16 protein-coding genes are annotated in these 20,541 nt (G+C 76.0%); 8 read left to right on the top strand and 8 right to left on the bottom strand.

Features of this window, described 5'->3' with window-relative positions:
• Positions 1 to 8: 8 nt before the first annotated feature.
• From ACIQK6_RS20405 to ACIQK6_RS20395, 3 genes are read left to right on the top strand one after another with little or no spacing between them, the layout of a single operon-like run.
• The gene (locus ACIQK6_RS20405) at positions 9 to 1,169 is read left to right on the top strand and encodes an AAA family ATPase (protein ID WP_329095267.1); all 1,161 of its coding nucleotides are present in this window, start codon (positions 9 to 11) and stop codon (positions 1,167 to 1,169) included.
• Positions 1,166 to 5,248, top strand: a complete 4,083-nt coding sequence (locus tag ACIQK6_RS20400) for a DUF5682 family protein (protein WP_402695196.1) — start codon at positions 1,166 to 1,168, stop codon at positions 5,246 to 5,248. Before ACIQK6_RS20405 ends, ACIQK6_RS20400 begins: the two co-directional genes overlap by 4 nt.
• On the top strand, positions 5,245 to 7,125 hold the full coding sequence (locus tag ACIQK6_RS20395) for a hypothetical protein (RefSeq protein ID WP_402695195.1): 1,881 nt from the start codon (positions 5,245 to 5,247) through the stop codon (positions 7,123 to 7,125). Before ACIQK6_RS20400 ends, ACIQK6_RS20395 begins: the two co-directional genes overlap by 4 nt.
• On the opposite strand, the gene ACIQK6_RS20390 is transcribed toward ACIQK6_RS20395, so the two are convergent.
• Complete coding sequence (locus ACIQK6_RS20390) at positions 7,112 to 7,567, bottom strand: helix-turn-helix domain-containing protein (protein ID WP_329095261.1); 456 nt, start codon at positions 7,565 to 7,567, stop codon at positions 7,112 to 7,114. The two genes, ACIQK6_RS20395 and ACIQK6_RS20390, sit on opposite strands and share 14 nt — an antisense overlap.
• Positions 7,568 to 7,681: 114 nt before the next feature.
• Between ACIQK6_RS20390 and ACIQK6_RS20385 the strand changes: the two genes are divergently transcribed.
• Positions 7,682 to 8,542 carry an alpha/beta fold hydrolase gene (locus ACIQK6_RS20385; protein ID WP_402695194.1) on the top strand — a complete coding sequence of 287 codons (861 nt, stop codon included), beginning with the start codon at positions 7,682 to 7,684 and terminating at the stop codon, positions 8,540 to 8,542.
• A gap of 34 nt (positions 8,543 to 8,576) precedes the next feature.
• Here the strand turns inward: ACIQK6_RS20385 and ACIQK6_RS20380 are convergent, their stop codons facing one another.
• Positions 8,577 to 9,056 carry an HAD domain-containing protein gene (locus ACIQK6_RS20380; protein WP_329095258.1) on the bottom strand — a complete coding sequence of 160 codons (480 nt, stop codon included), beginning with the start codon at positions 9,054 to 9,056 and terminating at the stop codon, positions 8,577 to 8,579.
• A gap of 24 nt (positions 9,057 to 9,080) precedes the next feature.
• Between ACIQK6_RS20380 and ACIQK6_RS20375 the strand changes: the two genes are divergently transcribed.
• Positions 9,081 to 9,809: an MOSC domain-containing protein gene (locus tag ACIQK6_RS20375; protein WP_329095256.1), complete on the top strand. Its 729-nt coding sequence runs from the start codon at positions 9,081 to 9,083 to the stop codon at positions 9,807 to 9,809.
• 361 nt (positions 9,810 to 10,170) lie between these two features.
• Positions 10,171 to 10,842 carry a hypothetical protein gene (locus tag ACIQK6_RS20370; RefSeq protein ID WP_329095255.1) on the top strand — a complete coding sequence of 224 codons (672 nt, stop codon included), beginning with the start codon at positions 10,171 to 10,173 and terminating at the stop codon, positions 10,840 to 10,842.
• Here the strand turns inward: ACIQK6_RS20370 and ACIQK6_RS20365 are convergent.
• Positions 10,826 to 12,439, bottom strand: coding sequence for a carboxylesterase family protein (locus tag ACIQK6_RS20365; protein ID WP_329095253.1), 1,614 nt, complete (start codon positions 12,437 to 12,439; stop codon positions 10,826 to 10,828). The two genes, ACIQK6_RS20370 and ACIQK6_RS20365, sit on opposite strands and share 17 nt — an antisense overlap.
• 169 nt (positions 12,440 to 12,608) lie before the next feature.
• Here ACIQK6_RS20365 and ACIQK6_RS20360 point away from each other — a divergent pair, with 169 nt between their 5' ends.
• Positions 12,609 to 13,601 carry a hypothetical protein gene (locus ACIQK6_RS20360; protein WP_402695193.1) on the top strand — a complete coding sequence of 331 codons (993 nt, stop codon included), beginning with the start codon at positions 12,609 to 12,611 and terminating at the stop codon, positions 13,599 to 13,601.
• A 99-nt stretch (positions 13,602 to 13,700) separates the two neighbouring features.
• Here the strand turns inward: ACIQK6_RS20360 and ACIQK6_RS20355 are convergent, their stop codons facing one another.
• The 3 genes from ACIQK6_RS20355 to ACIQK6_RS20345 are packed head-to-tail and all read right to left on the bottom strand — an operon-like array spanning position 13,701 to position 16,392.
• Entirely contained in the window at positions 13,701 to 14,726 is a 1,026-nt protein-coding gene (locus ACIQK6_RS20355; protein ID WP_329095249.1) for an NAD(P)/FAD-dependent oxidoreductase, read from the bottom strand.
• Complete coding sequence (locus ACIQK6_RS20350) at positions 14,723 to 15,277, bottom strand: isoprenylcysteine carboxyl methyltransferase family protein (protein WP_329107399.1); 555 nt, start codon at positions 15,275 to 15,277, stop codon at positions 14,723 to 14,725. The genes ACIQK6_RS20355 and ACIQK6_RS20350 overlap by 4 nt, the downstream gene beginning before the upstream one ends.
• Positions 15,278 to 15,330: 53 nt before the next feature.
• Entirely contained in the window at positions 15,331 to 16,392 is a 1,062-nt protein-coding gene (locus ACIQK6_RS20345; RefSeq protein WP_329095247.1) for a 3-oxoacyl-[acyl-carrier-protein] synthase III C-terminal domain-containing protein, read from the bottom strand.
• Positions 16,393 to 16,468: 76 nt separating this feature from the next.
• On the opposite strand from ACIQK6_RS20345, the gene ACIQK6_RS20340 reads away from it, so the two are divergent.
• Positions 16,469 to 17,347: a UbiA family prenyltransferase gene (locus ACIQK6_RS20340; RefSeq protein ID WP_329095245.1), complete on the top strand. Its 879-nt coding sequence runs from the start codon at positions 16,469 to 16,471 to the stop codon at positions 17,345 to 17,347.
• Positions 17,348 to 17,380: 33 nt separating this feature from the next.
• Here ACIQK6_RS20340 and ACIQK6_RS20335 read toward each other — a convergent pair whose 3' ends face one another.
• Both ACIQK6_RS20335 and ACIQK6_RS20330 read right to left on the bottom strand, forming a co-directional pair.
• Positions 17,381 to 19,762: an ABC transporter permease gene (locus tag ACIQK6_RS20335; protein ID WP_329095243.1), complete on the bottom strand. Its 2,382-nt coding sequence runs from the start codon at positions 19,760 to 19,762 to the stop codon at positions 17,381 to 17,383.
• Complete coding sequence (locus ACIQK6_RS20330) at positions 19,759 to 20,463, bottom strand: ABC transporter ATP-binding protein (RefSeq protein ID WP_329095241.1); 705 nt, start codon at positions 20,461 to 20,463, stop codon at positions 19,759 to 19,761. The genes ACIQK6_RS20335 and ACIQK6_RS20330 overlap by 4 nt, the downstream gene beginning before the upstream one ends.
• Positions 20,464 to 20,541 lie beyond the last annotated feature (78 nt).

Here is a 20,541-nt window from a genome sequence, read left to right as displayed (position 1 = left end):
AGGAACCGATGACCGTCACCGAAGAAACCGCCCCCGCCGCCCGGCAGGTGCTGCCCGCCGAGGAGCGCCACGCCGCCGAGCTCGCCTTCCTCGCGGCCCAGGATCCGGGCCCGCGCCCGCCCGGCTGGGCCCTGACCCCGCGCGCCGTCGTCACCTTCGTCTGCGGCAGCGACGGAGCCGAACTGGCGCTGTCGGGGCGCCGCCGCGCCGGACTCCCCGCCAAGCTCGTCATCGCGCCCAAGTTCGTCGGCGAACGCGCCCTCGTGGAGCGCTGCGTCGTCACCCTGGCCGGAGAGCGCGGCCTGCTCCTCACCGGCGAGCCCGGCACCGCCAAGTCGATGCTGTCGGAGCTGCTGGCCGCCGCCGTCAGCGGCACCAGCGCCCTCACCGTGCAGGGCACGGCCGGCACTACCGAGGACGCCTTCCGCTACGGCTGGAACTACGCGCTGCTGCTGGCGCAGGGTCCCACCCCGCAGGCCCTGGTCGACTCCCCGGTGCTCTCCGCCATGCGCACCGGACGCGTCGTCCGCGTAGAGGAGATCACCCGCTGCCTGCCCGAGGTACAGGACGCACTGGTGTCGATCCTGTCCGACCGGCGCCTCAGCGTGCCCGAACTGACCGCCACCGAGGACGCGGTGGTCTCCGCGGCCCCCGGCTTCACCGTCATCGCCACCGCCAACCTGCGCGACCGCGGGGTCTCCGAGATGTCCGCCGCCCTCAAGCGGCGCTTCAACTTCGAGACCGTCGCCCCGATCGCCGACGCGGACGCGGAGGCCACCTTGATCCGACGCCAGGCGGTGGCGGCCGTCCAGCGGGCCGGCGCCGCCTTCGGGGTGGACGACGCCGTGCTCGACGCGCTCGTCACCGTCTTCCGCGACCTGCGCTCGGGCCGTTCCGCCGAGGGCTGGGACGTGGAACGCCCCGGTACGGTCATGTCTACCGCCGAAGCCGTCCAGGTGGCGGCCTCGCTCGGGGTCGCCGCCGCGTACCTTCCGGGCGGGGACGTGCTGGACCTGTTGCCGGGGCACCTGCTGGGCGTCGTGCGCAAGGACGACCCGGCCGACCACGGGCGGCTGCTGGGGTACTGGGACGGGCCGGTCCGGCGCCGCGCCGAGGACGGTTCGCCGATGTGGCGCCGCCTCTGGGACCTGCGCGGGAGCCTGCGTTGACGCACACCGACCCGCGCGCCGCGGTCGACGCCCTCGCCGCGGCCGGTGAGCCGTACCTCATCGGCGTGCGCCACCACAGCCCCGCGCTGGCCGCGGTGGTGCCGGCCCTGCTGGACGCTTCGGGCGCCGACGTGGTCTGCGTCGAGCTCCCGGCGGAGTTCCAGCCCTGGCTCGAGCACCTCGCCGACCCGGAGACCGTCGCCCCGGTCGCCCTCGCGGGCACGGGGGAGGACGGCCGCCTGGCGTTCTACCCGTTCGCGGACTTCTCCCCGGAACTGGCCGCGATCCGCTGGGCCCGTGCGGCCGGCGCGGCCGTCATCTGTTGTGACCTCCCGCTGTCGGACCGCGGCTGGACCGACCCGGCCCCCGCCGCGGCCCCGGACCTGACCGGCGTGCCGGCTCCGACTCCGGACTCCGTCGTGGCCACGACCGCCGGCCGGGAATCGACTTCGGGCCGGGCCCCGGCCCCTGCTGCGGCCCCTGCCGGTGGGTCCTTCGCGGACGCCCTGACAGCCGCCGGTACGGGTCGCGACGGTGACGACCTGTGGGACCGCGCCGTCGAGGTCCTCGCCCCCGGTTGCACTCCGGAGGCCGTACGCCGTGCGGCGCTCGGCGTCGGCTGGGCGCTGCGCGCGGACACGAACGCCGTACCGGCGACCGACCTGGCCCGCGAGGCGCACATGCGGAGCGTGATCGCGGGCGCCGTCGCCGCGGGCCACCGCGTGGCGGCGGTGATCGGGGCGTTCCACGCCCCGGTGCTCCCGGGCACGGCCGTCGCCGGCTCGCAGCCCGAACCCGGCTCCGCCTCCGGCTCGGGCGGCGACTCCGACGCCGGTTCCACCTCCGGCCACGATGCCGTGCCCGGCAACGGCCGGGCTTCCGGCTCCGGCACCACCTTCGGCGTCGGCACCGGGTCCGGCACCGGACCCGACTCTGGGTCCGGCACCGGCACCAATTCCAACGCCGGTTCCGGACAGGGCCCCGCTGCTGGCGTCGGCACGGGGTCCGCCGCCGACACCGGGTCGCCTTCCGGTACTGGCACTGGCGTGGGCTCCGGTCAGGGATCCGCCTCCGGCACCGGGGCCGGCCACGGACCCGCCTTCGGCGAAGGTTCTGGCACCGGGTTCGCCGCCGTGACTGACACCGGTTCCGGCTCCGGCCACGGGCCGGCTTCTGGTTCGGGGGCCGGCCGTGGCTCCGGGTTCGGGTCCGGCGCTGCCGGGGGCGAGCGCGGTGGCGCCGGCGCGGCCCTCGGGCCGAAGGCGGTCGTGCCGGGTCCTCGGGACCGCACGGCCGCCGCGGACGCGGCGCCGGCCGTCACCTCGTTCGTGCCGTACTCCTTCGACCTGCTCGACTCCCGTTCCGGATACCCCGCCGGGATCCGGGACCCCCGCTGGCAGCAGGCCGTCCTCGAAGCCGGCGGTGACCCCGACCGGGTCCGCGAGGCCGCCTCCGTCGCCGTCACCGGGCTCTGCCGGGAGCTGCGCCGCGCCGGGCACACCGCAGGTACCGGCGAGGCCGCCGAGACCCTGCGGCTCGCCTGCGACCTCGCCGCCCTGCGCGCGCTGCCCGCGCCCGGCCGCGGTGAGCTCCTCGAAGCGGTCACCACCGTCCTCGGCCAGGGCGAACCGCTGGGTCGAGGCCGGGCGCTGGCCCGCGCCCTGGAAGCCGTGCTCGTCGGCACCGCCCGCGGCCGGATCACCCCGCACGCCCCCCGCTCCGGCCTCGGCCCCTCGGTCGAGTCCGAGCTCGCCGCGCTGCGGCTGCCGTCCCCCGAGGACCCCGCGCCCCGCGAGATCCGCCTCGACCCGCTCCGCTCCGCCCTCGACGGCCGCCGCGAGGTCCTGTTGCAACGGCTCCTCGTGTGCGGCGCCTCGTACGGGGAGCCCCTCACCGTGGCCGCCACCGGCGACGGCACCGCCCTCGGCACCAAGTGGCGGCTGTCCTGGACGCCTTCCGTCCCGGCCCGGCTGGACCTCGCCGGGGTGCGCGGAGTCACCGCCGCCCAGGCGGCCGCCGGCACGCTGCGGGACACCGCCCGCCGCGCCGCCGCCGACGGCGGGCCGACCCCGGCGCAGATCCTCGCCGGGCTGGCCGCCGCCGCGCGGTGCGATCTGCCCGAGCTGGTCGACGTACGCCTCCACGAGGCGGCCACCGCCCTGCCGCAGACCGCCACCCTGCCCGAACTCCTCGATGCCCTCGACCTCCTGGAGGCCCTTCACCGCGGCCACCTGCCCGGCACCTCCGACGCCTCCCGGGCGGCCGCCGCCGCCCTCGCGGGCGACCTCCTTGAAGCGGCCGTGCGCTGCCTGCCCGGCCTTGCCGGGAGCGAGGACCCCGCCGACGCGGCCGCCCTCGTGGCCCTCGCCGACCGGGCCGCCGCCCACCACCTGGGCCTGCGCACGGACGACGCCCTCGCCGCTCTGGCCGCCACCGCGGCGCCGATGATGCAGGGCGCGGCGCTGGCCGTACGGGTCCTCCTCGATCTCGATCCGGCCGAGGCGCTCGGCGACCGCGCCGCCGGATGGATCGACGGCGCGGGCACCGCCGACAGCCGTCGCGCCCTGACCCGGCGGCTCGGCGGACTCCTCACCGCCGCCGGGCCCCTGCTGCAGTCCTCCCCGGCAGCCCTCACCCCGCTCCTCGACCGCGTCGAGCACCTCGCAGACCAGGACTTCCTCGACCGGCTCCCGGCACTGCGCGGCGGCTTCGACGCCCTGTCGCCCGCCGCCCGGGACCGTCTGCTCCACACCGTCACCGAACGCCTCGGCGACCGGATCGACCTCGCGCTCGACGCATCACCCGCCCTCCTCGCCCTCTGGGCCGCGGCCGATGCAGCCGGACTCGCCGCCCTCAAGGCCCTTCCGCTACCCGGGGGAGACACGCCGACCCCAACTCCGGCCGCCGAGACGCCGGAAGCCCCGTCCGCCCCGGCCCCCCGGGCCGATGGCCCGCGGCTCGTCCCCGCCGACCGCTGGCGGCTGCTGCTCGGCCGCGAGCGGGACCGGCTCCCGGCGGGCGCCCGCCGCTACGCCCACGCGCTGGACGAGCTGTACGGAGCGGGCCGCGGCGAAGGCGCCTCCGACCTCGACCTCGGCCGGGGGCGCGGCCAGGGCGGCGGCCAGGAGGCCTCCTTCCCCACCGCTCGGGAGTGGTCGCAGGAGCTGGAGGCGCTGTTCGGCGCCGACGTACGGGAGGAGGTGCTGGCGGGAGCGGCCGAAGCGGGCCGCACCGACGTCCTCACCCAGCTCGATCCGGCGGCCGTTCGGCCCTCGGTGGAACTGCTGAGCTCCGTACTGTCCCTCGCCGGCGGGCTGCCGGAGGCCCAACTCGTCCGACTGCGCCCCCTGGTCAGGCGGCTCGTCGACGAACTCGCCAAGGAGCTCGCCACCCGGATGCGTCCGGCCCTCTCCGGCCTCTCCACCCCGCGCCCCACGCGCCGACCCGGCGGCAAGCTTGACCTGGCCCGCACCCTGCGCGCCAACCTCGCGCACACCCGGCGCCGGGCCGACGGCAGCGTGGTCGTCGTGCCGGAGCGGACCGTCTTCAGCACCCGGGCGAGCCGCGAGGCCGACTGGCGGCTGATCCTGGTCGTCGACGTATCCGGTTCGATGGAGGCCTCCGTCATCTGGTCGGCGCTGACCGCGGCCGTGCTGGGCGGCGTACCGACCCTGTCCACGCACTTCCTCGCCTTCTCCACGCAGGTCGTGGACCTCACCGACCGGGTCGAGGACCCGCTCTCCCTGCTGCTGGAGGTCCGCGTCGGTGGTGGCACGCACATCGCCGCCGGCCTCGCGCACGCCCGCTCCCTGATCACCGTCCCGAGCCGCACCCTCGTCGTCGTGGTCAGCGACTTCGAGGAGGGCGCGCCGATCGGCGGGCTCCTCGGCGAGGTCCGCGCGCTGGCCGCCTCGGGCGCCCACCTGCTGGGCTGCGCCGCGCTCGACGACGAGGGGACGCCCCGGTACTCGGTCCCGGTCGCGCGGCAACTCGTGGCGGCCGGGATGCCCGTGGCCGCCCTCAGTCCCCTCGCCCTCGCCCGCTGGGTGGGCGACCGCCTCCGTGGAGAGTCCCGTTGAGCACCGAACTGCCGCCCGTCGCCCCCGAGGTGCTCGCCGAAGCCGTCGAGAACCTCACCCCCCGCCTGCGCAAGAAGCTGGACGCCGCCACCGAGGGCTGCGCGGCGGGCGCCGTCCTCGCGGCCGACGGCACCGTCACCCTCCGCTTCGGGGAGGACGCCCTCGTCACCCTGAGCCCCGGTCCGGCGGGCACGATCACCACTGCGGACCAGGCCACGTGCAGCTGCCTGCTGGCACCCCGCTGCCTGCACCGGGCCGCCGTCCTGGGCGCGGCCCCGCTCGCGGACACCCCGCCGGAGCCGGCCACTACGGCCGAGCCGACCGAGCCCACCGATCCCACCGGGGCCGCGGAAGCCATCGCGTCCCCCACGTCCCCCACACCCCCCGCGTCCGTCGAGCCCGTCGCGTCCCTCGAGCCCGCTCCGGCCCTCACCGCGGCCCAACGGCGCGCCGCCGGCGCCCTCTGGCACGTGGCCGCCGAAGCCCTGGCCGCCGGGGTCACCGCTGGGGGAGCGGTGGTCCAGGCCGAGCTGCTGCGCGCCGCCCACACCGCCCGCCTCGCCGGGCTGCCCCGTGCCGAGGCGGCGGCCCTACGGGTCGTACGCGGCCTGCGTGCCGCCCGCGATCGCCGGGCCGGACAGCGGCTCGGCGACCTCACCGGTGCCTTCCGCGAGCTCCTCCACACCGCCGGTACGCTGGCCTCCGGTTCGGCCGACCCCGCGCTCACCGGCACCACGCGCCGTGCCTACGCGCCCGGCGGCAGTCTCCAGGTGTTCGGCCTGTGCCGGGAACCCGTGCTCTCGGCCACCGGCTACGGCGGAGTGGTCACCCACTTGCTGTCCCCGGACGGCACCCCCTACTCGGTGTCCGACGTCCGACCCGGTGGCCTGGCCCGCGCTCGCGGCGCCGGCTCGGCCTCCGTCGCCCTCGGTGGTGCGGCCCTCGATCATGCCGGCCTCGCCCGCGGTGGCCTGCGCATCGTCGGCGCGACCGTCTCACCGGAAGGTCGGCTCGGCGCCGGACGCGGGGTCAGGGCAACCCCGCTGCCCGGGACCGCTTGGACCGAACAGCCCGCCGCGCCGCTCTTCGCCCGGCCGGCCGCCGAGGCCGTCGCCGAGCTGCTGGCCGCCCCGGACGCAGCCGAGTCGGCGCTGCTCGGCTGCGACGTCACCGTCGTCGGCGCGGCCGGTGAACACCTCCTCGTGCGCGAAACGCGCCCGGACGCGCCCCTGCTGCGGCTGTTGCCCGCGCATCCGCACCCGGAGCTCGCGCACACGGAGAACCTGCGCCGCATCGCCTCGTACCCCGGGCTCCTGCTGCGCGTCCTGGGCCGCCCCGACCTGGACCGCAGCGCCACGCTGCGCCCCCTGGCCGTGGGCCCGGTGCCGGGCGCGGAGCACACCCTGCGGCTGCCCGAAGAATGGCTGGGCCGGGCCGACCTCGGCTACGACCGCCTCCAGGGTGCGCACTTCCCGCAGGGGGGCGCCGCCCCCGTAGCGCTCCCGGCGGCCGAGGGTCCTGACCCGCTGGCCGACTCCCCGCTGTGGCGGGTGCGCCGACTCCTGGAGACCGGGGTCGCCGGTGGCCGCCGCGCCGTCGCCGAGGCGGCCCGCGGTAGGGAGTCCCTGGCCTCCGCCTCGTACGGTCCGCTGCGCCGGGCCGGGCTCACCGGCGCGGCGGACCTGGCCGCCGCGCTGGCCGCCGAGGCCGATCGTCGTCCCCGCGACGTCTTCGGCCGGCTGGCCGACCCCTCGCCCGACGGCTACGCCTGGGCCTGGCTGGCCGCCGCCACCCACCTGGCGGCGGCGGAACGCTGCTTGATCGCCGCGTCCTGGGCGGCGACGACGAACGCCGGCGCCGCGGTCACCGGCCGCTGACGGCCGGCGTCAGCCTGCGGGCCAGGAGGTCCAGGGCCGCCGTGACCTCGAGGACGGTGTCCGGGTCCGGGGCGGTCCCGTCGGCAGCGGTCAGCGCCGCGGTGAGGGCGTCGTCGATGGTGGTGGCCCGGACCTCGGCGACCCGGGCGGAGGGTTCGGCTGCGGGCCGGATGAGCCGACGGCGCCGGTCGGCCGGGTCGGGCTCCGTGTCGACCGAGCCCGCCTCTTCCAACCGGGCGACGGCCGTGGAGACCTGACTCTGCGGCAGGCCCGTCCGTGCGGCGATCTGGCCGACCGTGGTCCCGGGGTGGGAGACGACGTCGCCGAGGACGACGACCACCGAGCGGACCGCTCCCGGAGGTCCCGACTTCGGCTGGGGCATCGCCTGTTCGCCGATCTTCATGAGGGCGCGTCCCAGGAGGAACGCTTCGACTCCGTTCATGAGCAGCAGAGTACATCTGAATAGATGCATCTATCTTGATGCATCTATTCAGATGGATTACTGTCGTGCCGTCAGCCGGAAGGTCCGATGACACCTCAGCAAGGGGGACTCGCCATGCCCAAGACCGTCACCACCACCACTGCTGTCACCCGTACCCTCGCGGTCCCCGGCGCCACCCTGTACTTCCGGGTGGAGGGCCGCGGCCGCGTCCTCCTCCTCTCCCAGAGCGGCGAGGGCGACGCGGACCGCACGGTCGACCTCGTCCCGCACCTGACCGACAGCTTCACGGTCGTCACGTACGACCGACGCGGCCTGTCGCGCAGCACCCTCCACGACCCCGCCGGGCCCGTCACCATGGCCGAACACGCGGACGACGTCGCCCGACTGCTCGCCGAGGTCACCGACGGGCCGGCGCTGATGGCCGGGTTCAGCATGGGCGCCGCGATCGGCCTCCAGGCCGTGGCCCGCCACCCGGGCCTGCTGAGCACCCTGATCGCCCACGAGCCCGTGATGCCGAACCTGCTGGCCGGGGCCGACCGCGCGGAGCACCTCGCCGAGCTGACGGCCATCCAGGACGTCCACGCAGCCGGGGGCCTGCCGGCGGCGTTCCCGGCGATCGCCCGGGACCTGGGCATCGACCCCTCGCACGACGAGACCGAGGACGGCCTCACCCCTCAGCCGCTGACCCCGCGCCGACGGGCCAACTTCGGCTTCTTCATCGGAACGGAGTTCACGGCCGTCACCACGGACCCCCTGGACCCGGCAGAGCCGGTAGAGGCCGCGCCGCGTTCCGGTACGAGGATCGTCGCGGCGGTGGGGCGGACGACCCGGCCCACGGTCCACACCTACCGCTGCGCGCTGGCGCTGGCGGCGCGACTGGGTGCGGAACCGGTCGCCTTCCCCGGCGGCCACAACGGGAACACCGCGTTCCCCCGGGCGACGGCGCAGACGCTGAAGGCCGTCCTCTGCCGGTGATCTCCTCCAGGCCCGGCGCGGCGCCGGTCGGCGGCTACTCCGGGCGCAGCCAGGCCCGCAGCACGCCGAGGTCGGCCTCCGTCAGGCCCCGTCCCGGATCGACCCGGTGCAAGAGCGCCCGGTCCGGGTGCCGATCGGCGATCCATGCCCGGTCGGCGCCGGTGATCTCGTCATCGACCCAGATGAAGGGCCGCCCGGCGGCGTGTTCGAGGAGCGCCCGGGTCTTCCAGTGGATCCCGCCCCGCCCGTCCTCCTCGGACGGCTCCGGCCAGAACACCACGGGCAGCTCCGGCAGCCCGAGCCGGGGCGCGACGCACTCGTTGGCCTCCGCCATCCAGGTCGTGGCCCACACCAGCTCGCAGGGCAGCGCCGCCAGCCGGGGACCGAGCGTCGGATCGATCCGGGCGAGCAGGGGATGGGCGTCGTCCCCCGGTGGGTACGGGCCGGCGCCGAAGGGGATCAGGGGGCCGTCGACGTCGAGGTAGAGCAGGGGGAGGGCCGCGGAACCGGTCATGCGGCCACCGTAGTCCTCCCGGGCATGGGAAACGATCTTGATGTGGTCGGTGTGATCGAGCGGCTGTGGCGGTACCCGATCAAGTCGACCGGCGGCGAACGGCTGGACAGCGCGGACGTCGACGAGCGGGGCCTGGTGGGTGACCGGCTGTTCGCCGTGCGCGACGCGGAGGGCAAGTTCGGCTCGGGCAAGAACACCCGGCGCTTCCGGCGGATGGACGGCCTGCTCCACCTGAGCTCCCGCTACCCGCGCAGCACCCCCGAGCCGGGTCCGCCGGAACTGCTCGACCCGCACGGGAACGTGGTGACCGACCCCACGGCGTACCTGCGCACCCACCTCGGCCGTGACGACGTGGAGCTCGCCCGCGAAGGGGAGGTCTCGCACTTCGACCAACTGCCGCTCAGCGTCCTGACGACCGCCACCCTCGACTGGATCCGCCGCGAGGTGCCGGGCGTACCGGTGGACGAGCGCCGGTTCCGCCCGAACCTCCTCGTGCGCACCCCGCCCGGCACCCCACCCTTCGTCGAAGACGAGTGGATCGGGCGCGAGGCCGCCGCGGGGGACGCCCTGCGCATCGAGTTCCTGCGCTCCAGCGAGCGGTGCGCGATGACGAACCAGGCCCAGCAGGACCTGCCGCACTCGCCGCTGATCCTGAGGGCGATCGCCAGGGCGCACGACAACCGGCTCGACGCGCTCGCCAGGATCGTCATCCCGGGAACGGTCCGGGTCGGGGACCGCGTCGTGCTCGGCTGAGAGCGCCGGAGCGCGCGGCCCCGGCCGCACGGTCCGGCGCTCGGGGACCCGGGGCCGCGGCCAGGGCCGTGTCGAGGGTGGCGGCGGCCAGCGTGGCCACGGCGGCAGTGCGCATGCGCATGCGCATGAGGATTCCCGAGGGTATTCGAATGCGGAGGACGTTCCGTCGGAACGGTCCCCGCTGGTGGGGGCCGGACGGCGTCAGGAACGAAACTGGCCAGCCCCTGGGTCGTTTTCCCGTCCCAGGGCCTCGTGGGACGTCCCGAGACGGCAAGCGGTGAGTCCATGTGAGGCGGATCGCGACCACGAGGTGGAACCCGGGCCGCCGCGATCGCCTCTTGCTGACAGAAGGGGGGTGGACATGACGAAGACAGCGGTGTCCGTGACCGGGCGGGTGGTGGTGGCGGGGATCCTGTGCGCCGCCCTGGCGGCCTGCGGGACCACACGGGCGGGACAGGCCGCCCCGCCCGCGGGCGTACCCGTGCTCGCCCAAGCGGAGTGCGACCTCGACGTGCCGACCGATCAGGAGACGGGCGGGCATGCGGGTCCGCCGACCGATCAGGAGACGGGCGGGTACGCCGGTCCGCCGACGGATCAGGAGACGGGCGGGTACGCCGGTCCGCCGACCGATCAGGAGACGGGCGGGTACGCCGGTCCGCCGACCGATCAGGAGACCGGTGCCTATGTCGGCCCGCCGACCGATGGTCAGGTGACCAACGGCGGTGGCCCCTGCGGCCCGGCGGACTGGTTCGACATGACCCGCGAGTTCACCGCCTACTACCTGAAGCACCACGCCGACGACGGGTACGCGGACTCCGAGGTGATCAAGGAGGTCCGCGTCCGCAAGGTGCGCACGGTTGGCGAGGCGAGGATCACCTTCACCACCGAGGAAGTGGGCAAGAGCCGCGGCGATGCCGCACGCGCGATCGCCAAGTTGTTCGCCGCCTGGCGGCACGAGGTCTACGGGGACACGGGCACCGTGACGCTCCAGACCGCGACGGGCGGACGCCTGAACGTCACCGAGCCCTGGTGACTCCGGGCCACCGCGCGTCCCAGAGCGCACAGTGGTGCTCCGCCCGCGCGTTCACCGTGCGGATCCCGCCCGCCCCGGGCGCCAGCGACAGCGCCGAGGCCGAAGTCCGGTCGCGCGGCCACCGCGGCGCTCCCGGCGCCGTCGGAACGCCCCTGTGGGCGAAGGCGGTCCAGTAGTCGGTCATCCGGTCGGCGAGCTGCCGCTGCGGTCCGGTCAGCGGCGCGATCGTGAACAAGTAGGGCAGTTCGAAGCCGTGGGCCGCCCCGTACGGCAGGTCCGCAGGCTGCGGCAGCCCCGTGAAGTCGGGCGCGCCCCGGTCGCTGAACCGGTACGCGTACACCGGCACGTGCCGGCCCAGCGCCGCGCCGTCCCGCAGCGTCGGGCAGACGAACGACACGTCGGTCAGTGCGGTGGCCCACGCCACCGCCGGGGTCGCGAAGGCGGACACCGGATAGTCGGCCTCCACCGCGCGGGCGGTCGGTGCGTCGAAGGACAGCTCCAGCCGGGCCCGGTAGGCAGCCCCGTCGGGGATCGGATGCGCCGCCAGGGTCTGCGCGAGGAAGAGGCGCATCTCGTCCTGTGTGGTGCCCTGGACGACCGGCACCCGGTGGAACCGGCCGGCCTCCAGCGCCCGCCGGGGCTCCAGCGGCAGTACGCCGCCGCCGTAGGAGACCAGCGAGAAGCGCTGCATCAGTTCGGCGGTCGCCAGGGTGTCGGTGGCCAGGTCGCGCAGGCAGTCCAACACCGCGCCGGGCCGGTCGCAGCCGAGCCGGGCCGCCACCAGGGCGCCGTCCGCAACCGTGCGCCGCTCCGGCACGAAGGGCTCGTACGTGCCGAGGCCGGGCAGCAGGGACCGCGGCGGTGTCGTGGTCGAGCACGATCCGCTCTGCACGATCGCCCGGTGGAACAGGCCCGCCGAGGCGGGGGAGGTGAGGTGCGCGCAGACGCTGAGGGCCCCCGCCGATTCGCCGAAGACGGTGACGTTGCCCGGGTCCGCGCCGAAGCGGGCCGCGTTCGCCCGCACCCAGCGCAGCGCCGCCCGCTGGTCCGCGAGGGCGAAACCGGGTGCCCCGCCGAGCTCCGGATGGCCGAAGAGGCCGAAGACGCCCAGCCGGTAGTTGACGGTCACGACCACGACGTCGCCCCGCGCGGCCAGCCGGTCGGGCCGGTACGCGTCGCCGGAGCCGCTGAAGAAGCCGCCGCCGTGGAACCACACCATGACGGGCCGTCCCCGGCCCCCGGCGGCGGTCCCGCCCGCCGGAGCGGTGACGTTGAGGTACAGACAGTCCTCCGAGCCGGTCGGGCCGCCCGGCCCGATCGCGGGCAGCTGCACGCAGCGCGAACCGGGCGCCCCGGCATCGCGTACGCCCTCCCAGCGCGGCACGGGCTCCGGTAGCCGCCAGCGCAGTCGACCGGTCGGGGGGGCGGCGAAGGGGATTCCCTCGAAGGTGTCGTACCCGCCGTGCCCGAGGCCCCGCACCGGACCCCGGTCGGTCTCCACGACGGGCCGCTCCGGACCGGGCGCCGCACCCAGCAGCAGCAACACGACGGGCAGCAGCAGGGCTCCCCGGCGGCGGAACCGGCGAAAGTCGGACACGGCCGACGCCCTTTCCCCTTCGGGGCCCGGGTGGAGCCCCCGTTTGCCCGCCCCGAATGGCGCAGTGGGCGGAAGTGGCAGTCAATGTAACAAAGCGTGCGCTTTCCGTGACGCATGATGACCGGCGTGCGATTGCGTGGACCCCGCGCGTCGGGGAACGGAGCTTTCCATGGACGACCCCGTTACCGGCGCGGCGAACCAGTACGAAGACCGCCGCCGGACCCCCGACTCCATAGCACCGGACGAGCCGAACGCGCCGCCCGTGAGGACCCTGCCGCTGCCCGACGTCGGACAAGACGCGCTGCGCGCGGCCGCCGAGACCGGACCGGTGCAGGACGTACGACGGATGGTCGCCCTCCTGGGCGAGTCGCCGCACGAGGCGGCCGGTGCGGACCTCACGCCGCACGCCGCCGCGGTCGGACGGTCCATCGAGGACGTCGCCCTGTTGGTCACCATCCTCGGCAAGGAGGACGCGGCCGAGGCGGAGCGCCGGGGCCGCGCCGGGCCCGCCGGTCCGGCCGACCCCTACGCCCTCCCGTCCGGATCGCACACGGAGCCCTCCACGGAGCCCTCCACGCAGCACTCCACGCAGCACTCCACGCAGCACTCCTCAACGCGCTCTGCGAAGCACTCCGCGGAGTCCTATGAGGAGGGGCGCGAGGAGCCGTTCGAGTCGCGGTACCCGGAGCCGTACGACGGCCCGTACCAGGAGCCGCCCCGGCGCGCCGGTCGCGTGACCCCGCGCGCAGCTCCCGCGGCCCCGCGCGCCGCGTCCCGGGACCGGGCGCTGCGGCGCGTCCTGCGCTGGCCCGTGGCGATCGCCCTGTTGGGCAGCGGAGCCCTGCACCTGCCGATCGACCTGACGGCCCTGCAGTTCGCGGCCCCCGTCGACTACCTGCCCCTCGTCGTCACCGTCCTCTGCCTAGTGAGCGGCGCCCTGGTGGCGCTCCGGGACACCCGGGCCGTGTGGCGGGCGGGCGCGGCCACCGCCCTCGGCGTGGTCGCCCTGCACGTGCTGGGCGGGTCGCTGCGCTACGACCCGCTGGCGGGCTCGGTGGGCGGCACCCCGGCCTGGGCCGGTGCCACCGTCGTGCTGTGCGCGGCGATCGGTGCGGTCCTCGCCGGCCTCGCCCTGCGCAACCGCCGGGAGCCCCCGGCCTGACCGACCGGCCGCGGGCTCCACCGGAGCGGCACCCCGCGCCCCGTGCGCGGGGTGCCGCTCCGTTCGTGGCCGTCGCCCCGTGCGGCGCGGCCAGCGCGGTCACGCGAGCAGGTTCACCGCCCGGGTGAACACGCGGGGGAGCCGGGCGGCCAGCGGGACGATCCGGGGCGCGAGCCGCGGCTGGTGACGGGCCCACAGCAGGGACGCGGTGAGCGTGCGGTAGGTGCGCGACAGGTCCCGCCAGGCCTGCTCGTAGGCCTGCGGGCGCCCCGCCCGGACGCACCGCACCAGCTCGCCCGCCGCCGTCACGGCCAGGGTGAGTCCTTCGCCGGTCAGCGCGTCCACGTACCCGGCCGCGTCCCCCACGAAGAGCACGCGCCCCGCCACCCGTACGCGGGCTCCCTGGCGCAGCGGCCCGGCTCCGCGCACCGGCGTCCCCACCGCCGCGGCCAGGCGCGCCGACAGCACCGGGAAACGGGCCAACTGCGCGTCGAACGGGGCCTGGTCGGAGGTCAGGACGGCCACGCCGATCCGGTCGGGCGCCAGCGGGGTGACGTACGCCTCGCACCGCGCCGACCAATGCACCTCGACGAGGTCGCTCCACGGCGCGGCGGCGTAGTGGCGGCGCAGCCCGTAACGTGCCGGTCGGCGCGGGGCGGGCGGCGCCGACAGCCCGAGCCCGCGCCGGACGGGGGAGTGCAGGCCGTCGGCCGCGACCAGGTAGCGGGCGGTGAGCCCGGCCGCGCCGACCTGGTGGACGTCCTGGCGTACCTGGTCGATTCGCCCGGGGAGCACCCGTACGCCGAGCTGCGCGGCGCGCTCGGCCAGCGCGGCCTGCAGTTCCGTGCGCCGGGCGCCGAGCCCCGGGCCGGACCGGAAGAGCCCCTCGGCGCGGCGACCGCTCACCCCGTCGACGTAGCGGATGCCCTGGAACGGCTGCCCGGTCACGGTGACGCCCAGCCCTCGGAGGTGGCGCACGCCCCCCGGCATCAGGCCCTCCCCGCAGGCCTTGTCGATGGGGGTGGGCCTCGGCTCCACGACCACGACCTCGAGGCCGGCGAGCGCGCCGTGGATGGCGGTGGCCAGCCCCGCCGGGCCGCCGCCGGCGATCAGCAGGTCGATCACGAGGCGGCGCCGGCCGAGTGGACGGAGGCGGGCGCCCGGAGCCGGCCGCCGTCGGTCAGGGCGGCGTCCTCGCAGCCGATCCGTACGCGCAGCAGCACGAGATTGAGCACGGTGAAGCCGAGCGCCGTCATCCAGGCGGAGTGCACCAGCGGCAGCGCGACGCCTTCCGCGACCACGGCCACGTAGTTGGGGTGGCGCAGCAGCCGGTACGGTCCCGCCTCCACCAGCGGCAGCCCGGGAACGACCAGCACCCGGGTGTTCCAGCGCTTGCCGAGGGTGGCGATGCACCACCAGCGAAGGCCCTGGGCGGCCACGGCGACGGCGAGGGCCGACCAGCCCAGCAGCGGGACGAACGGCCGCCCGGCCAGCCAGGGTTCCACCACGCAGCCCACGAGTAGCGCGGTGTGCAGGGCGACCATGGCCGGGTAGTGGCCGCGACCGTATTCGCGGCCGCCGCGGGCCAGGCTCCACGCGGTGTGGCGGCGGGTCGTGATCAGCTCGGCGAGCCGTTCGGCCGCGACGAGCCCGATCAGCAGCAGGTACGGGATCAGGGAGGTGGAGGTGGAGGCGGAGGTGGTCAGGGCGGGGATCGGATTCATCGGGCTCACCAGCGCAGGAGGACGAGTTCGGAGGCGAAGCCCGGACCGAAGGCGAGCATCAGCCCGACCGATCCGGGCGGGGGCGGTCCTGCGCTCTGGACGCCGTCCAGGATGTGCAGGACCGAGGCGGAGGAGAGGTTGCCCACGGCCGCGAGCGAGCGCCGGCTCGCGGCGAAGGCCGACTCCGGCAGCGCGAGGGCGTCCGAGAGCGTGTCGAGGATCTTCGGGCCGCCGGGATGGCAGATCCACGCGTCGACGTCCGCGGTCTTGAGGTCGTGCGCGGCGAGGAAGGACTCGACCTCCTCGGCCACGTGGAGCCGGACGAGGTCCGGGAGTTCGCGGCCCAGCACCATGCGCATCCCCCAGTGGCCGATGTCCCAGCCGAGGAGGTGCTCGGTGCCCGGGTACAGGCGGCTGCGGGCGGCCACCACCTCGGGTCCGGCGCCGGTGGCGTACAGGGGGTGGTCGCGGCCCACCGCCACCAGGGCGCCCGCGCCGTCGCCGAACAGTCCGCCGGCCACCAGGTTCGCCATCGAGGCGTCGGTGGACTGCAGGGTGAGCGAGCAGAGCTCGGTGGACAGCAGGACGGCGGCGTGGCCGGTACGCCCCGTCAGATGGTCGTGGACATGGCCCACTCCGGCGGCGCCGGCCGCGCAGCCGAGGCCGAAGAGCGGCACCCGCCGCACGTCGGGACGCAGGCCCGCACGGGTGGCGAGTCGGGCCTCCAGCGAGGGCGTCGCGAGCCCGGTCACCGTGGTCGACATGACCAGATCGACCTTCCGGGCCGCCAGACCGGCGTCGGAGAGGGCGAGTTCGAGGGCCCGGGTGCCGAGCTCCAGGGCCGTCTCGATGAAGAGGGCGTTCGTCGCGCCGAAGTCGTTCCCCGGACCGTACCGCTCCAGGGGCAGCGCGAGATGTCGGCCCTCCACGCGCACCGAGCCGTGGACGCGGCGCAGCAGGGCGGTGTCGGAACCCGGCGGCAGGAAGCGGGCGAGCGCCTCCGTGATCTCGGACTGTGGATGGTGATGGGGCGGGAACACGCTGCGCACTGCCAGAACACGTGTCATTCGTTCACCATAGAAAACAACTGACACATCGCTATGAATCAGGTGAACCGGGCGCGGCGCCGCGTAGCGTGTCGCCGTGCCCGCGCGAACCACGCAGACCCGCGAGAACACCGAAGTCACCAGGAGCGCAGCGCCCGGCCCGGGCCCCGGCCCCGTACGCGGCCTGGCCGCCGCCTGCCACCCGCTGCCCGCGGCCGCCGTGACCCTCTTCGCCGCCGCCCTGACGGCCGCCGCGGGGCACGGCCCGGCGCGGGCGGCCGCCACCGTGGGCGCGGTGGCCGCCGGACAGCTCTCGGTGGGCTGGTGCAACGACCGGGCCGACCTGCGGCGCGACCTGGCCACGGGCCGACGGGACAAACCGCTCGTCGCCGGTACGGTGCCGGCCGCGGCCGTGACCCGGGCCGCGGCCGTGGCGCTACTGCTCTGCGTCCCGCTGTCCCTGGCCTGCGGGCTGCCCGCCGGCGCCGCGCACCTCGTCGGCGTAGCGGCCGCCTGGGCCTACAACCTCCGGCTCAAGAGCACGGCCGCCTCCTTCGTCCCGTACGCCCTGGCCTTCGGCCTGCTGCCCGCCTTCGTCACCCTGGGCCTGCCCGGCGCCCCCTGGCCGCCGCCCTGGCTCACGGTCGCCGCGGCCCTCCTCGGCGCGGGCGCGCACTTCGCCAACGTGCTGCCGGACATCGAGGACGACCTGGCCACCGGAGTGGCGGGGCTGCCGCAGCGGTTGGGCCTACGGGTCTCGGCCGCGCTCGCCGGGCTGCTCGTCCTCGGCTCGACCACCGCCCTGGTCGTCGGACCACCGGGGCGGGTGACGGCGTACGGCTGGACGCTGCTCGCCGCGACCGCGACGGCGCTGCTCCTCGCGGCCCGCCGGCCCGCCGGAAGGCTCCCGTTCCTCGCCACGATGGCGGTGGCCGGAGCCGACGTGATCCTGCTGGTCGTCGAACTCCGCCCGTGAGCCACCGGGGCGGGGCGGGCCGCGCGCTCCGGTTCACTCCGCGCGCAGGGCCCGCGCCGTACGGGTGCGCGCCGCCCAGAACGCGGGCGCCAGGGCGCCGGCCACGGCGATCGGCACACCGGCGAGGGCCATCAGGACGGGCAGCGCCCCACCGTGCACGTCGATGAACGCCTGCGGGATCGCGAACCCCGCCGCCCGGCCCATCGCCGGCATCACGGCGCGGTGCAGGGCGGCGCCCAACGGCGCCCCGACCGCCCCCGCGGCCAGGCCGATCACGGCCACGCCCGTCAGGACCTGGACCACGGTCTGCCGGGGAGTCATCCCGAGCGCCTTGAGGATCCCCTGGTCGCGGACCCGGTCACGGGTGTCCAGGACGACCGTGTTGAGGACGCCGAGACCGGCCACGGCGACGAGCATCAGGGTGAGCACCGCGATCAGCCCCCGCATCGCGGAGAGGACGCTCGACGACGGGCCCTCGGTGGCCGAGGCCCGCGCGCCCAGCGGCTCCAGGATCCCGTTCAGCTCCGCGAGGTAGCGGTCCCGGTCGGTCCCCGCCGTCAGCTCGACCCCGAAGACGGCGGGCAGGTAGGGGGACTCCAGCGCCGCGACGGACTGCCCGGCGGTGCGCAGCGTCATCCCGTCGTCGCCCAGGTCGAAGACCTCGCCGACGATCGTCAGGCGCGCCGAACGCCCCTGTTCGGAGACGACGAGGCCGTCCCCGACGCGCAGCCCGCTGGCACGCAGGAACCGCCCGGCGACGACGGCCTCGCCCGGCGCGGCGAACCAGCGGCCCGAGGTCATCGTCGTACCGGCGCCCGTGTCCTCCCCCTCGTACGCCACGAGCGGCGCGCCGCCCGTCAGCCCCGCCACGTCCACCTCGGTACGGGCGGTCCGCCGGAAGGACCGGGTGCCGGCATGCCCCTCCAGGACCCGTGCGACAGCGTCCGGATCGGCCGGGCGCACGGCTGCCGGGGCGCCGGGACCATCCTCCGGCGGGAGTACGGTGCGCACCGTGACGGTGCCGGAACGGTCCGGGTCACCGCCGGTCTGCACGGCCACCAGGGTGCTCCCCAGACCGACGGCGAGCGTCACCGCGAGGGCCCCGAACGCCACCGCCGAGGCCGTCGCCGCCGAACGGGCCGGCCGGGCGAGCGGCCCCGCGAGCCCGAGGATGACCGAACGCGGCAGCGGCAGCCGTCCGAGGGCGCGCCGCGCCCGCAGGCCCCGCCGGGCTCCGGTGCCCCCCGCAGCGCGGCCGATCACCAGGGCGGCGGGCATCCGTGCCGCGCGCAGCGCCGGTACGAACGCGGTCGCCGCGACCACCGCCAGTGCCGCGGCGGGCACCAGCACGTCCACCCACACGGGGACCAACACCGCTGCCGTTCCGTACGCCTGCGCGACCTGCGCCATCACCGGTACGGCGAGCGCGTTGCCGAGGAGGGCGCCGAGCAGCGCCCCGGCCGATGCGGGCAGCAGGGCCTGCGCCAGGTAGGCGCGGCCCACCTGCAGCGGAGTGAACCCGAGGGACTTGAGGATCCCGATCCGGCGGGTCCCGGCGACGACGGTCCCGCTCACCACGGTGCCGATCACCAGGACGGACATGGCCAGGCCGAGGAGGGCGAAGACCGTCAGGAAGGGAATGAACGCGGCGGTGTTCTGCTGGGCGACCTGGCGCACGTCGAGGTACGACCGGGCTCCGGTGAGGGCGGCGCCCGGTACGGCCGCGGTGATCGCCTCCTGCCCGGCGCGTACGTCCTCGGCGGTGCCGGCCGCGGTGAGCCGGTAGAGCATCTGGACATCGGGTCCGGCCGCCGTCAGCCCGGCCACCTGCTCCGGCACCACCCAGGCATCGGCGCTGCGCCCCGCCGACGAGGCGATCCCGACGACGGTGAGCTCGATCTGCTCGGCCCGTACGCGTGCGCCCGGCCTGATCCCCGGGGGCAGCGTCGCCCGCTCCAGCACGATCTCACCGGGGGCGGTGGCCCACCGGCCGTCGACCAGGGCGACCCGGTCGACCGGGCCGTCGGGGGCGGCGCGCCCCACCAGGGTCGAGGGCGGCGGGGTGTAGCCGGGCGGGGTCTCCCGTACGGGCCACAGGCGGACCGACGCGAGGGGGTACGGACCCGCCGCGTCGGCCACTCGCGCCGCGCGGGCGCTGTCCGCGAGTCGTGGCGGCCTCCCGCCGACCTCGGACCCGGCGAACCGGACCGTGAGGTGCGCTCCGTGCTGGCCTTCGAAGGCCCGGTCGAAGGGCCCGCGGGAGCTGACGAGCAATCCGAGCGCCTGGAGCGCGGCCGCCACCGCGATCAGCGTGGTCAGGGCCATCACGGCGGTCTGCAGGCGGCGTCGGCCGAGGCCGGCCCGGACCACCCGCCCGAGTCCGCCGGGCCGCCCCTGGGCACGGCCCGGCCTCACCGGGTCACCGCCCGGCCGACGTCGCGCGCGATCCGGCCGTCGACGACCTCGATCGTCCGCGTCGCGCAGGACCCGGCGAGCGCCAGGTCGTGCGTGACCAGGACGATCGTCTGCCCGTCGGCGTTCAGGCCGCGCAGCAGCTCCCGTACGTCGGCGCCCGAGGCACTGTCCAACGCGCCCGTGGGCTCGTCCGCGAGCAGCAGCGGCGGCCGGTTCATCAACGCCCTCGCCACGGCGACGCGTTGCCGCTCGCCGCCGGAGAGACGGCCCGGGTACGCGCGGGCGTGCCGCTCGATGCCCAGGCGCGCGAGGAGCTCGGCGGCGCGGTGAGCCGCCCGGGCACGGGGCACCCCGGCCAACTGGGCGGGGAGGAGCACGTTGTCGGCGACGGTGAGGTCGTCGAGGAGGTTGAAGAACTGGAAGACCATGCCGATCCGGGCGCGCCGGTGCCGTGCGGAGGCCGTCTCGCTCAGCGTGTCGACGCGCACCCCGTCGACGGTGACACCGCCCGAGGTGGGCCGGTCGAGGCCGGCGATCAGGTTGAGCAGCGTGGACTTGCCGCTGCCGGAGGGGCCGAGGACGGCGAGGGCCTCACCGGGGTGCACCTGGAGGCTGACCCCGGTGAGGGCGGGCGGGCCCTCCTCGTAGCTCTTGGTCACCTCGCACAGGTCGATGAGCGGGTCGGCGGTCCGGTCGATCATGGTTCCTCCGTCTGACGGGGTGTCGGGTACGCCACGACGCTACGGAGACGACGCGGATCAGCACGTCGGCAGCAGTGC

It is taken from the genome of Streptomyces sp. NPDC091682, assembly GCF_044756625.1.
Taxonomy (GTDB): Bacteria; Actinomycetota; Actinomycetes; order Streptomycetales; family Streptomycetaceae; genus Streptomyces.
This window is presented reverse-complemented; position numbering and strand designations above follow the sequence as displayed.